Annotated in this window: 9 protein-coding genes; 2 read left to right on the top strand and 7 right to left on the bottom strand. The window is 43.3% G+C overall.

The features are described from left to right. Positions 1 to 2: 2 nt before the first annotated feature. Positions 3 to 2246, bottom strand: coding sequence for an aconitate hydratase (locus LPH68_RS03105; RefSeq protein WP_008641147.1), 2244 nt, complete (start codon positions 2244 to 2246; stop codon positions 3 to 5). A gap of 66 nt (positions 2247 to 2312) precedes the next feature. Between LPH68_RS03105 and LPH68_RS03100 the strand changes: the two genes are divergently transcribed. Next, entirely contained in the window at positions 2313 to 4250 is a 1938-nt protein-coding gene (locus LPH68_RS03100; protein ID WP_061448629.1) for an AAA domain-containing protein, read from the top strand. 143 nt (positions 4251 to 4393) lie between these two features. Here LPH68_RS03100 and LPH68_RS03095 read toward each other — a convergent pair whose 3' ends face one another. The 6 genes from LPH68_RS03095 to ilvD all read right to left on the bottom strand — a co-directional run bounded on the left by LPH68_RS03095 (position 4394) and on the right by ilvD (position 12638). Beyond that, positions 4394 to 6355: an LruC domain-containing protein gene (locus LPH68_RS03095; protein WP_008641145.1), complete on the bottom strand. Its 1962-nt coding sequence runs from the start codon at positions 6353 to 6355 to the stop codon at positions 4394 to 4396. Between the two features lie 190 nt (positions 6356 to 6545). Beyond that, positions 6546 to 7589, bottom strand: a complete 1044-nt coding sequence (gene ilvC, locus LPH68_RS03090) for a ketol-acid reductoisomerase (protein WP_008641144.1) — start codon at positions 7587 to 7589, stop codon at positions 6546 to 6548. A gap of 67 nt (positions 7590 to 7656) precedes the next feature. Further along, positions 7657 to 8400 carry an acyl-[acyl-carrier-protein] thioesterase gene (locus tag LPH68_RS03085; protein WP_008641143.1) on the bottom strand — a complete coding sequence of 248 codons (744 nt, stop codon included), beginning with the start codon at positions 8398 to 8400 and terminating at the stop codon, positions 7657 to 7659. 5 nt (positions 8401 to 8405) lie between these two features. Beyond that, a complete protein-coding gene (gene ilvN, locus LPH68_RS03080; RefSeq protein WP_008641138.1) occupies positions 8406 to 8963 on the bottom strand; it encodes an acetolactate synthase small subunit in 558 nt (185 codons plus the stop codon). Between the two features lie 56 nt (positions 8964 to 9019). Continuing rightward, on the bottom strand, positions 9020 to 10714 hold the full coding sequence (gene ilvB, locus LPH68_RS03075; protein WP_008641137.1) for a biosynthetic-type acetolactate synthase large subunit: 1695 nt from the start codon (positions 10712 to 10714) through the stop codon (positions 9020 to 9022). Between the two features lie 124 nt (positions 10715 to 10838). Beyond that, the gene (gene ilvD / locus LPH68_RS03070; protein WP_004312414.1) at positions 10839 to 12638 is read right to left on the bottom strand and encodes a dihydroxy-acid dehydratase; all 1800 of its coding nucleotides are present in this window, start codon (positions 12636 to 12638) and stop codon (positions 10839 to 10841) included. A 481-nt stretch (positions 12639 to 13119) separates the two neighbouring features. Between ilvD and LPH68_RS03065 the strand changes: the two genes are divergently transcribed. Next, on the top strand, positions 13120 to 13698 hold the full coding sequence (locus LPH68_RS03065; RefSeq protein WP_004313581.1) for a peptidylprolyl isomerase: 579 nt from the start codon (positions 13120 to 13122) through the stop codon (positions 13696 to 13698). The last annotated feature ends 134 nt before the right edge of the window (positions 13699 to 13832 follow it).

Here is a 13832-nt window from a genome sequence, read left to right as displayed (position 1 = left end):
TTTTATCTTGTATTTAAGGCAGAACCGGCACGGAACCAAGCTATCTGCTGTTCATTATAGGTATGTTGCACTTCAAAACTTTCTTTCGTTCCGTCTTCGTGATGAAGAATAATCGTCAGATTGCGCCCCGGTGCGAAATGGACTAAGCCTGATACGGACAAAAGATCGTGTTCCCGAATCTTGTCATAGTCTACTTTATCTACAAAAGTAAGAGCAAGCATTCCTTGTTTTTTCAGATTTGTTTCGTGGATACGGGCAAAACTCTTAGCCAAAATGACACGTACATTGAGGAAGCGTGGTTCCATGGCTGCATGTTCACGGCTGGAACCTTCTCCATAATTCTCTTCGGCAACAACAATAGACGGAATACCTTCGGATTTATACATCTTTGCCGTACCGGAAACTGTTCCATAAGTATTTGTCGAACGATTCCAAACACGGTTCGTTTCACCATTGAAAGCATTGACAGCTCCCATCAGCATATTGTCGGAAATATTCTCCAAATGTCCCCGGAAACGGAGCCACGGACCTGCCATAGAGATATGGTCGGTAGTACATTTTCCCTGTGCTTTAATCAATAAAGGCATGTTCAGCAAGTCTTGTCCGTCCCATGCCGGGAAAGGAGTCAGAAGCTGGAGACGTTGGGAATCCGGTTTTACCCTGATTTCCGTTTTTGCTCCGTGCGGGGCAATATACCCTTCATTTCCCTGTTCAAAACCTTTCAAAGGGAGTTCATCTCCTACAGGCTCGGAGAGTTTCACTTTTTCTCCGTTATGATTCACCAGTCTGTCTTTCAACGGGTTGAAACAGAGATCACCGGCTATTGTTAACGCCATCGTTAGTTCCGGAGAAGCTACAAACGCGTATGTGTTGGGATTACCGTCAGCGCGTTTGGCAAAATTACGATTGAAAGAGGTGACGATTGAGTTTTTTCGTGTCGGATCGTCCGTCTGACGTTTCCACTGACCGATACAAGGTCCACAAGCATTTGCCATAATCGTGGCTCCCAGCCGTTCAAAAGCCTCAATCATACCGTCTCTTTCGGCAGTAGCCCGGATTTGCTCCGAACCCGGATTGACGATCAGCGGAGAAGCAACGCTCAAATTCTTTTCTGTCACCTGCTTTGCCAAAGAAGCTGCACGGCTCAAATCCTGATAAGAAGAATTGGTACATGAACCTATCAAGCCTACCTCCATTTTACGGGGGTAGCCGTTCAATAACACTTTTTCTGCAAATTCAGAGATGGGAGTAGCGGCATCCGGTGTAAACGGCCCGTTTATATAAGGTTCGAGTTCTGACAAGTCAATTTCAATCACACGGTCGTAATAGTTGGATGGTTCGTCGGTCACAATGTCGTCTGCACGAAGGTCTGCACCAACAGATTCAGCCCAATCGACTACACAATCTCTTCCGGTAGCTCTCAAATAAGTAGCCATGCGTCCGTCAAACGGGAATAAAGAGGTAGTAGCTCCAACTTCGGCACCCATATTGCAAATGGTAGCTTTCCCGGTAGCAGAAAGGGATTCGGTTCCGGGACCAAAATATTCGATAATAGCATTCGTTCCTCCTTTTACGGTAAGGATGCCGGCCAATTTCAGGATTACATCTTTCGGAGAGGTCCAACCGCTTAGTTTTCCGGTCAGACGGACACCGATAATCTTCGGCATTTTCAGCTCCCATTCCATTCCTGTCATCACATCCACGGCATCCGCTCCACCGACACCGATAGCCACCATGCCCAGTCCGCCTGCATTAGGCGTATGAGAGTCTGTTCCCACCATCATACCGCCGGGGAAAGCATAGTTTTCGAGCACTACCTGATGGATAATTCCTGCTCCCGGTTTCCAGAAGCCGATGCCATAACGGGAAGATACATCACGGAGGAAATCGTATACTTCTTCATTGGTCAGTCTTGCCGTAGCAATATCCGCCTTTGCACCTTTATACGCCTGTATCAAGTGATCGCAATGCACTGTCGAAGGCACAGCCACCTGATCCTTACCTGCATTCATAAATTGAAGCAAAGCCATCTGCGCAGTTGCATCCTGCATAGCCACACGATCGGGACGGAAATTCACATAATCCTCCCCCCGTTTGTAATCTTTCAAATCGGCTACATCATACAGATGAGCATACAAAATCTTCTCGGCCAACGTCAAAGGGCGTTTTAGTATAGCCCGTACGTGTTCTACCTTTCCTTTATAAGCAGCGTAGAAAGCTTCTAACATAGTCACATCATATACCATATTGCTTTTTGTTTTTTTAGTCTATCTATTAAAATAACGAACGACGTTCGAGTAATGTTTAACAAAATGAAATATTTTTTCTACCCGGAACGAAGATTTGTTACCTTTGCGCCTATTATGAGTAATAATCCGAAAAGTCCCATTATAGACCTTCAGCAACAGCAACTCCTCCTGCGGATGGAGTATGAATATGAGAAGGAAGAATTTAAGCGGCAGACCGAAACAATGGGCGTTGCCCGTAAAGTGAAGCGCGGTCTCTGCTGGTATCCTGTCTCTCTTGGCCGAAGTTACTACAATTCGCTGAATCAGCTTGTAATAGATATTACACGGACCGAAAATAAAGAAATAGAGCATTCCTTTGAGTTCGGCCGTCCTGTTTGCTTTTTCCACCAGTCATTCGAAGGAAAAGTGAAGTATATGGATTTCATCGCTACCATCAGCTTTGCCGACGAAGAACGAATGGTCGTTGTACTCCCCGGAGCGGGAGCTTTAGCGGAACTGCAAACTGACGGTATACTGGGAGTACAACTTTATTTTGACGAAACATCGTACCGGGCCATGTTCGAGGCACTGGAAGACACGATACGTGCCAAGGACAACCGCCTGGCGGAACTGCGCGACATTTTGTTGGGTACCCAAAAGCCGGGATTCCGCGAATTATATCCTGTCCGCTTCCCATGGCTGAACAGTACACAGGAAACAGCAGTCAACAAGGTGCTATGTACACGTGACGTATCTATTGTTCACGGTCCTCCGGGAACCGGGAAAACAACGACTCTTGTCGAAGCGATTTACGAAACGTTACACCGGGAACCACAAGTGCTTGTCTGTGCACAAAGCAACACGGCTGTCGACTGGATTTGTGAGAAACTGGTAGACCGGGGAGTACCCGTGCTCCGCATTGGAAATCCGACCCGAGTCAACGACAAAATGCTTTCATCCACCTACGAACGCCGGTTTGAAAGTCATCCTGCCTATCCGGAGCTTTGGGGAATCCGTAAATCTATCCGCGAAATGGGTAGCCGGATGCGCCGGGGTAGTTATTCTGAACGGGAAGGAATGCGTAATCGCATGAGTCGTCTCCGCGACCGTGCCACGGAGTTGGAAATACAAATCAATGCCGATCTTTTCGACAGTGCCCGTGTGATTGCTTCTACCCTAGTCAGCAGCAACCACCGCCTGCTCAACGGACGTCGTTTTTCGACTTTATTCATCGACGAAGCTGCACAAGCCCTCGAAGCTGCCTGCTGGATCGCTATCCGCAAAGCAGACCGGGTCATCCTTGCAGGAGATCATTGTCAGCTTCCGCCGACTATCAAATGTATAGAAGCTTCCCGTGGAGGATTGGATCATACATTAATGGAAAAAGTCGTTCAACAAAAACCTTCCGCGGTCTCTCTATTAAAAGTACAGTACAGAATGCATGAAACCATCATGCAGTTTCCCTCCGACTGGTTTTATCACGGAGAACTGGAAGCTGCTCCGGAAGTACGCTATCGGGGGATTCTTGATTTCGACACTCCCATGAACTGGATCGATACTTCAGAGATGGACTTTCACGAAGATTTTGTAGGAGAAAGCTTCGGACGCATCAATAAGCAGGAAGCCAACCTACTACTGCAAGAACTGGAAACTTACATCGAACGTATCGGCAAAGAGCGAATACTGGATGAAAGAATTGATTTCGGTCTGATTTCGCCATACAAGGCACAAGTGCAATATTTGAGAGGAAAAATAAAAGGAAGCAGCTTTTTACGCCCTTTCCGCAGCCTCATCACCGTGAATACGGTAGACGGCTTTCAGGGACAGGAGCGAGACGTTATTTTCATCAGTCTCGTACGTGCCAACGAGGACGGACAAATCGGGTTTCTAAATGACTTGCGAAGAATGAATGTAGCGATTACGCGGGCACGAATGAAACTTGTTATATTAGGAGATACCTCCACCCTTGCCAAGCATCCTTTCTATAAAAGGTTGATGTTATTCATTAAAAAGGAGGATTAAATACTTAATCCTCCTTTTAACAAAGCACACTTTCTCCCGAAACCACACTTTTTTTAACACAAACAAAACAAACAATATTTTACATCAGTACTATTCTTAATTTTTCACCCTCAAAGATAGTCGATTATTCCAATGCACTCCAACTATTTCCACCATTTTATTTGCGGATCGCGCGTTTTTGCCCATTCTGCAAATTTAGGATATGTTTTATCAATGCGCTGATTCTCCTTTTTAAGATCTAAATTCAAAATAGAAGCGTCCAAACGAGCATCTACATGAATTGCAAACGGAAAACCATCTTTGCAAATGAAATAGGTACCATCTACATCACCACGAGAAATATCAGCTCCGGAAGGGAAACGATTATTCGCACCAGTCGTCGGCTTATGATCTGTCAGATGGACTTCTGTGGCAGAGTTGAATACTTTTATAAAAGGGTTATAAGGAGCTACCACCACTGATTTATCAAGAGTAGGGTTATTAAATTGTATGGATACCGTATATGTCTTCTCTTGAATATTCTGATTAATCATATCCTCCGCATTCACATTGGATACTCCCAATTCAGCTTTAGCATCCTTGAATAATGTTATCACATTACCTGAATAGGAAGTAATTTCATCGCCATTGATTATTACTTGGGACGCTTTACTCAAATCGAAAGGAACCTCATACGCAAACGAGTTTTTATAATTAGCTCCCGTCCAAGCCAATGTGAACTTATCAATAATATTAAGAACTTTATTATCTATATTATAATCAACACTTGACTGATATTTCATGACTACATCATTCAAGTCATAATCTCCTTGTTCAGGCCAGTTATCTTCAAAGCCAAGCACTCCAGAATACTTTTCTGTTCCTTGTCGATCACCCGGATTAGGAACATCCGGAACTTCAATAGCAGCAATAGGATTAGAAGAGATAACGAAAGCAACATCATTATAGTCATTTTCACCGTTTTTCCAGTCTTCCATTGTAATCACATTCACTCTTTCACCTGCTTTATTTTCTGCTGCAAAAATTGCAGTGTGAGAAATTCCATCACTATTCAAAGCTTTAGTTGAGTAAAACATATTTCCATTAGCCTTAGCATTTACCCAGCCATTATTCCAAATTAAAAAACCAATCCTTGTGTCTGCCGGAATACGTTCCGGATCATCTTGCGGGAATTTACCATCCTTACTTATATATTTCAAATTAACTGCAACTCCACTATAATAGCCTAAACTATTTCCATGTGCATTAGGGAATATGACACATGCATGCTTTGTAGCCTCCCTCATCTCATCAACAGAAGCATCCTTAGGATAACAATAATAAGCAAATACACTTTGTGCAGCAGTATTTCCTCCAAAATAGTTAATAACAACATTGGCATCTTTTGTTATCAGAATATCTGCATCATCGGACACTAATGTTCCTTTATTATTCTTTCCTTCCGGAAAATATGTCGTTATATAACTCTTAAGCGTTGCATCCACATTTATTTTTTTGGAAGCATCCAGATAGTTAGGCCTACCAGTATTTACATTCCAAGTTCCTAATACATTCGGAATTACATTTGTAATAAATTTCAAAGAAGATCTTGTTTGTGCACTTCTCGTTGATGAATCCAAAGCAGTTACATCAAGAGCATTCTCAAAGGTTATTTTTGCGCTGACATCCGAACCGACAACTTTAGTTTTATACAAAGTCGGCACACCAAAATCCGGAGAATAAATATAAACTTCTGAAACTGCTGTCGGGAAAGAAGCCGGTTTGATATAACGTCCTTGTATATCTGTAAATCCGGTTGCAATGTGTGAAACCCCTGCTTTCTTTATAATCTGACCGCCTTCTGCCACATAAGAAAGCGGATTTTCAGCATAAACTTCAAAATAAGCCCTAGGACATTCCTTTCCATAATCAATATTCAATTGAATATTCTTAGTAGTGGCAAAGTCGAAATAGTTATCTAAAGTAACTTCTTCTTTATCTCCTGAATTAGCAGGATCATATACATCTTTCTGTAAACAGCTTGAGAAAACAACAGAAACAACACCGATAACACATGCTAATTTAGCAATGTTAATCATTCTTTGGGGTAAGTTAAAACACATCATACTTCTCGTTCATTTTATTTGATGGTGCAAATATAAACATAAACTTGCATATTTTAATCACATTATTGATATATTTTTCAAAAAAAAGTTTCTGCAAGTTTCACCTACCCATTTTAAATATCTTATTAATAAAAAAAGGAGAAAGCAAAAAGCCCTCTCCTTCTTTTAAAACTTGTATAATCTAGTCTAATTAATTATTCTCCGGACGAAGTTTACGAACAGTTACAGCAGTCTGCCACATTTCGCTTTCGCGTAATTGACGGAGTTCTTCGTTCAATTTTTCACGATAATCAGGTTGTGAATTACTGTCGATAGAAATCTGCGCTTCGTTACCAGTCTTCACACTGTTATACAACTTTTCAACTACCGGTTTGATAGCATCGTGGAATGGGCCCATCCAATCGAGAGCACCACGTTGAGCAGTAGTAGAGCAGTTAGCGTACATCCAGTCCATACCGTTCTTTGCGAACAACGGCATCAACGACTGTGTCAGTTCTTCCACTGTTTCATTGAATGCTTCAGAAGGACTATGACCGTTTTCACGCAATACTTCGTACTGTGCCAGCAACAAACCTTGGATAGCACCCATCAATGAACCACGTTCACCTGTCAAGTCAGAAGTAGCTTCACGCTGGAAAGTTGTTTCGAACAGATAACCGGAACCGATACCGATACCCAGTGCGATAGTTCTTTCGTAAGCCTTGCCTGTAGCATCCTGATAGATAGCATAAGAAGAGTTCAAGCCACGTCCTTCGAGGAACATAGTACGCAAAGACGTACCCGAACCTTTAGGAGCAACCATGATAACGTCGATATCAGCAGGAGGCACTACACCTGTACGGTCGTTCCAAGTGATAGCAAAACCGTGTGAGAAATAAAGAGCTTTTCCGGCAGTCAGGTAAGGCTTGATAGTAGGCCATACTGACATTACTGCTGCGTCAGACAACAGACACATTACAATAGTACCTTTCTCACAAGCTTCTTCGATACCGAACAAAGTTTCACCCGGAACCCATCCGTCTGCTACTGCCTTATCGTATGTTTTTCCTTCACGTTGACCAACGATTACATTGAAACCGTTATCACGCAAGTTCAGTGCCTGTCCAGGACCCTGTACGCCATAACCGATTACAGCGATTGTTTCATTTTCCAATACTTCACGAGCTTTTTCCAATGGAAATTCGTCACGGATTACTACAGTTTCAGTAGTACCTCCAAAATTCAACTGTGCCATTTTCTTTTTGTTTTTAGTTTTTGATGACTTACGCCATCTGTTATTAATTGATTTTATATTCTCACATTTATTCAAATATCACTTTCGAGCGGCAAACAACTTCGCTGCCATTCTTCTTCACTTCTACATGAAACTCGCTTGCGTTCACTTCATCGCAGAAGAAAGAGAGTTCATCACCAAAATAGCTTTCCGCCACATACGCCATTTCAAAACGACGGATACGTTTGGTCTTATACAGCTCAATCGGGAACAAATCAAGGATATGCTCGATGTAACGGATGCTGTTCACATGACCGTTAATATCTATATCACTGTATTTTGCCGTCAGGGTAGCTATCGGCTGATCGCTTGTCACTTTGATGCGTGAAGGCTTTTCAATAGGGCAAGGTTCATCACAAACATAGTCTACGATACTTCCTCCGTGCAAGGTCAGCAAGTCGGCCGGCTTGCGGGTATTGAGATTAATCATTGCCCATACGGAACGGGCGTAACCAATCTTCTTTCCATCCTTATCGAGGATAGCAAAATTACGGTCCGTAAACAAACGGTAGACATTTTCCACCCACGTCTGAACCGAGAAATTCTCATACTGATAAGGCATTTCATCCAACTCAATAGCCAGACGTGAAAGCACCCATGTATAATTGTCCTCATTCAGCGTTGCAATACCAAAACCACGGTCATTGGCGTGAAAACCTGCACAATTCAGCAGATGATTTCCCAGTACCCCCATAGTCAGACGTCCGTTGAAGTCAACATGGAACGGTTCTGCCACAAACTGATAAGTCCCTATTCTATTTTCTTCACTCATTATTCTTATTGGTTCTTACTTTGGTTATACATAGCTTCCCGTCCATCGAGAAACTCATTCACCCGTTCAAAGCAGCTGGTAGTAATCGCTACACGTCCCGAACGAACAAACTGCAAAACACAATTCAAAGCCTTCAGTTCACCATAGAGCGAAGTTATATCTTCGCTCATTCCATTTTTCTCGACAATAGAAAATACCGGATTGACTTCCACTATACGTGCATTGTATCTACGAATCAGCTTGGATGCTTCCGGAGTTTCCTGAAAAGCAGGAGTAGATACCTTATATAGTGCAATCTCATGGAAGTATATTTCATCCTCGGTGAAATAATGTGCCTGAATCACATCGATCTTCTTTTCGATCTGTTTCACTACCTTCTCAATGGTGTCCTTATCCGTCAAAGCTGTAATCGTATACTTGTGTACACCTTTAATAGAAGAAGCAGATACATTCAGACTCTCGATGTTGATTTGCCGACGAGTAAATACAGCAGTTACCTGATTCAGCAATCCGGCTATATTTTCGGAATGAACTATTATCGTATATAATGTCTTGTCACTCATAATCCTAAATTTTAATTGCGAACTTTCAATCTTCCATTCTCAATATTCAACTTCTCCTAGCATTCCAACAGCATCTGATTGACCGAACCACCCGGAGGAGTCATTGGCAAAACATTGCCTTCTTCCACTACGCACGCTTCGAGCAGGAACGGACCATCTGTCGCCAGCATTTCTGCAATAGCTTCTTTCAGTTCTTCACGGGTGAAAGCACGTTTGGAAGGAATATCATAAGCCGAAGCAACCTTCATATAATCCGGATTCAACATCGGAGTAAACGAATAGCGGCGATTGAAGAACATAGCTTGCCACTGGCGTACGTTTCCGAGGTAATTATTATTCAGGCAGATAATTTTCACCGGAGCTTTCTGCTCCATAATCGTACCCAACTCCTGAATATTCATTTGCAGTCCACCATCTCCCATAAATACGCATACGGTACGTTCCGGTGCTCCAAAAGTTGCCCCGATAGCTGCGGGAAGACCGAAGCCCATAGTTCCAAGTCCTCCGGAAGTGATGATACTGCGTTCTTTCGTATATTTGAAGTAACGTGCAGATATCATCTGATTTTGACCTACATCTGTTACCAAAACTGCTTCATGTTGAGTGGCATTGCTTACCGCACGTACCACTTCCCCCATACTCAAAGAGTTTGTGGCAGGATGAAGTTCAGGACGGATTACTTTTTCCTCCTCTACTTTCTCATATTCTTTGAAGCTATCAATCCATTCGGTATGAGTGTTCTTTTTCAGAAGTTTCGTCACAGAAGCCAGTGTTTCCTTGCAATCTCCCAATACAGCTACATCTACCTTTACATTCTTATTAACTTCCGCAGGATCGATATCAAAATGAATCACTTTTGCCTGTTTGGCGTAAGTAGCCAAATTACCGGTCACACGGTCGTCAAAACGCATACCGACAGCAATCAGCACATCGCATTTATTGGTATTGATATTCGGTCCCAGATTGCCGTGCATACCCAACATACCTTTATTCAACGGATGTTCTGTCGGCAAAGCCGAAAGCCCGAGCAGCGTACAACCCGCAGGCATATCCGCTTTTTCGATAAACTCACGCAATTCGCTCTGTGCATTTCCCAGTTCAACACCTTGTCCAACCAATACAAGCGGACGTTCAGCGTTATTAATCAGTTCGGCAGCAGCCTGTACAGACTCCTCATCCGTATCGGGAACAGGAACATAACTACGGATAAAATCGACTTTCGTCGGTTCGTATTTCGTTTTCTCTACTTGCGCATTTTTAGCAAAGTCCAGTACCACCGGCCCCGGACGACCACTACGAGCAATGTAAAACGCACGTGCTACCGCCCAGGCTACATCTTCCGCACGGCGAATCTGATAACTCCATTTAGTGATTGGCTGGGTGATACCTACCAAGTCAACTTCCTGAAAAGCATCCGTCCCAAGAAAGCCTGTTCCTACCTGTCCGGCAATCACCACGATAGGCGTACTATCGATCATCGCATCTGCAATGCCTGTTACCGTATTGGTTGCTCCGGGACCGCTCGTCACCAGGCAAACACCTACATCACCCGATACACGGGCATAACCCTGTGCGGCATGGGCAGCTCCCTGTTCGTGACGAACCAAGATATGGTTCAATATATTTTGATGATCGTACAAGGCATCGAATACCGGCATAATAGAACCACCGGGGTAACCAAAGATGGTAGTCACTCCCTGATGTTCCAAGGAGCGCATCAAAGCCTCTGCACCTGTTATTAAATCTTTCATATTAGTTGATAGTTGATAAATGATAAATGATAGTTGAGAAATGACAGTTGAAAATGAATGGTTTACAATCATTGCGCTAAGTGCTGCGCAGCTAACTATTACCTATCAACTATCACCAACTATATTATATAATTCTCACTGCTCCCTTATCGGCAGAGCTTACCATGCTGGCATACGCCTTCAGGCTCTTCGGTACATAACGGTCACGAGTAACAGGAGTCATCGGACGGGCCGCCAGTTCTTCATCCGTCAGTCGCACGTTAATCTTCCGGGCCGGAATATCGATTTCGATAATGTCTCCGTCTACAATTTTTCCGATATTGCCTCCAGCTGCCGCTTCAGGAGAAATATGTCCGATACTCAATCCGGAAGTTCCACCGCTGAAACGTCCGTCGGTAATCAAAGCACATTCTTTTCCGAGATGACGGGATTTTATATAAGAGGTAGGATAAAGCATTTCCTGCATACCGGGACCACCCTTCGGACCTTCGTGCGTGATGACGACGACGTCTCCACTGACGACTCGACCTCCGAGGATGCCTTCACAGGCTGCTTCTTGCGAATCAAATACTTTGGCAGGTCCGGTAAACTTCCAGATACTTTCGTCTACACCTGCTGTTTTTACTACACAACCATCTTGAGCAATATTACCTTTCAATACGGCCAGTCCGCCGTCTTTGCTGTAAGCATGTTCCAAGTCACGAATACATCCGTTTGCACGGTCCTTATCCAGTTCCTTATAGTACATACCTTGTGAACCAAGTACGAGATTGAATTTATTTCCGGCTGCGCTCGAATATTTCTTAATTGCTTTTTCGCTCACATTCGGGCTGGTGATTGAATATTCATTAATGGCTTCTGCCAGTGACATTCCGTCTACCCGACGAACGGATGTATCTATCAAACCTCCCTTTGCCAGTTCGTCCATAATGGCAATGATACCACCGGCACGGTTTACATCCTGAATATGATATTTCTGTGTATTGGGAGCCACCTTGCAGAGACAAGGAGCCTTGCGGGAAAGCATGTCGATATCATCCATCTTGAAGTCTACCTCTGCTTCGTGAGCAACAGCCAACAAGTGAAGAACCGTATTGGTAGATCCCCCCATTGCTATATCCAGCGTCATGGCGTTCAGGAAAGCCTGACGGGTAGCGATGCTACGGGGAAGTACACTTTCGTCTCCTTCTTCATAATATAATTTTGCATTTTTCACGATCAGTTCCGCAGCGTCTTTGAAAAGTTGCGTACGGTTTTCGTGTGTCGCTACAATGGTTCCGTTGCCGGGAAGAGCCAGTCCGATTGCTTCATTCAGGCAGTTCATCGAGTTGGCGGTAAACATACCGGAGCAGCATCCGCAAGTAGGACAAGCATTTTGCTCGATATTCGCTACTTCCTGATCGCTAACACTCTCGTCGGCCGATTTAATCATCGCATCGATCAAATCCAGGTGCTGGCCATTCCATTCTCCCGCTTCCATCGGACCACCCGATACAAATACGGCAGGGATATTCAGACGCATAGCCGCCATTAACATTCCGGGAGTGATCTTATCGCAATTACTGATACATACCATTGCATCCGCCTTGTGCGCATTAACCATATATTCTACGCTATCTGCAATGATGTCACGTGAAGGAAGCGAATAAAGCATACCGTCATGTCCCATTGCTATACCATCGTCGATAGCTATTGTATTGAATTCCGCAGCGAAGCATCCCAGCTTCTCAATCTCTGCCTTCACCAGCTGACCGATTTCATGTAGGTGTACATGCCCCGGGACAAACTGTGTGAACGAATTGACGATAGCGATAATGGGTTTACCCATTTGATTCTTCTTCATGCCGTTGGCTGCCCACAATGCACGGGCTCCCGCCATCCGACGGCCTTGTGTACTAAACGAACTGCGTAATTGCTTTTTCATTTCAATCTATCTTTTAATTAAAGAGCCTTCCTCACACAAGTGAGAAAGGCTCTAAATTCTATCTTTTATGGTACGAACACATACAACACAAAAACCTTTCTCACGCTCTTGATGGGACCACCACGACGCGAATAATATGCAGGACTGCTAGGTTAATAGATGTATGTAACATATTCATATCTTCTTTTCTTTATTTTCGTGCTGCAAAGGTAAGGGCTTTTTTATTATATCCAAACAAATCGAAGAAAAAAATCACTTAAAAGCGAATAATTGTAAGAAAAGAGAGGTATTATTTCTCTATTTTATCACTTAAAGGTTGAATTTACAACTATTATCTAACTGCGCACCTCACTTCCTTTTTCTGACAAAAGCACTTAATAATCTGAAATTTACCCTCCCTATACCGGAGTACAAGCAAATAATTCGTATCTTTGTAGACCCGTATTTACGGGAATTATTAATCAGAAACAAAAAAGATCAGATGGAAACAGTAGAAAACAAGTACATTACCGTTGCATACAAACTATATACAATGGAAGATGGTGAAAAAGAGTTGTTCGAAGAAGCAAAAGCAGAACATCCCTTTCAATTCATTTCAGGATTAGGAACAACACTCGAAGATTTCGAAAATCAGATAACTGCTCTTTCTAAAGGTGATAAATTTGATTTTACCATTCCGGCAGATAAGGCTTACGGACAATATGACGAACAACACGTTATTGACCTCCCCAAAAATATTTTTGAAATAGATGGCAAGTTTGACAGCGAACGTATTAAAGAAGGTAACATCGTACCTTTGATGACTGGCGACGGTCAGCGCGTGAATGCCAGCGTAGTAGAAATTAAACCGGATGTTGTAGTAGTTGACCTCAATCACCCGTTGGCTGGTGCCGACCTGATTTTCGAAGGTGAAATACTGGAAAGCCGTCCTGCTACCAACGAAGAAATCCAGGAATTGGTGAAAATGATGAGTGGCGAAGGTGGTTGCGGTTGCGGATGCGACAGCTGCGGTGATGGCTGTGGCGACGACTGCGGTTGCGAAGGCGGACACTGTCATTAATTGAAGTATTAAGTATAAAGTATTAAGTATTAATTTCGTGCGAATATAGCCGGAGTTTTAATACTTAATACTTTTTTTATGCCGTCATTCCGGCTAATACTTAATGCCTAATACTTAATACTTGATACTTAATA

This window comes from Bacteroides sp. 1_1_30, assembly GCF_020982715.1.
Lineage (GTDB): Bacteria > Bacteroidota > Bacteroidia > Bacteroidales > Bacteroidaceae > Bacteroides > Bacteroides xylanisolvens.
The sequence above is the reverse complement of the archived record's forward strand: the minus strand, read 5'-3'. Positions and strand labels throughout refer to the sequence as shown.

Coding starts and splice junctions, on each gene's coding strand:
- LPH68_RS03095 (WP_008641145.1), bottom strand. CDS start 6,355: ATGATGTGTTTTAACTTACCCCAAAGAATGATTAACATTGCTAAATTA.
- LPH68_RS03105 (WP_008641147.1), bottom strand. CDS start 2,246: ATGGTATATGATGTGACTATGTTAGAAGCTTTCTACGCTGCTTATAAA.
- ilvN (WP_008641138.1), bottom strand. CDS start 8,963: ATGAGTGACAAGACATTATATACGATAATAGTTCATTCCGAAAATATA.
- LPH68_RS03100 (WP_061448629.1), top strand. CDS start 2,313: ATGAAATATTTTTTCTACCCGGAACGAAGATTTGTTACCTTTGCGCCT.
- ilvB (WP_008641137.1), bottom strand. CDS start 10,714: ATGAAAGATTTAATAACAGGTGCAGAGGCTTTGATGCGCTCCTTGGAA.
- LPH68_RS03085 (WP_008641143.1), bottom strand. CDS start 8,400: ATGAGTGAAGAAAATAGAATAGGGACTTATCAGTTTGTGGCAGAACCG.
- ilvD (WP_004312414.1), bottom strand. CDS start 12,638: ATGAAAAAGCAATTACGCAGTTCGTTTAGTACACAAGGCCGTCGGATG.
- LPH68_RS03065 (WP_004313581.1), top strand. CDS start 13,120: ATGGAAACAGTAGAAAACAAGTACATTACCGTTGCATACAAACTATAT.
- ilvC (WP_008641144.1), bottom strand. CDS start 7,589: ATGGCACAGTTGAATTTTGGAGGTACTACTGAAACTGTAGTAATCCGT.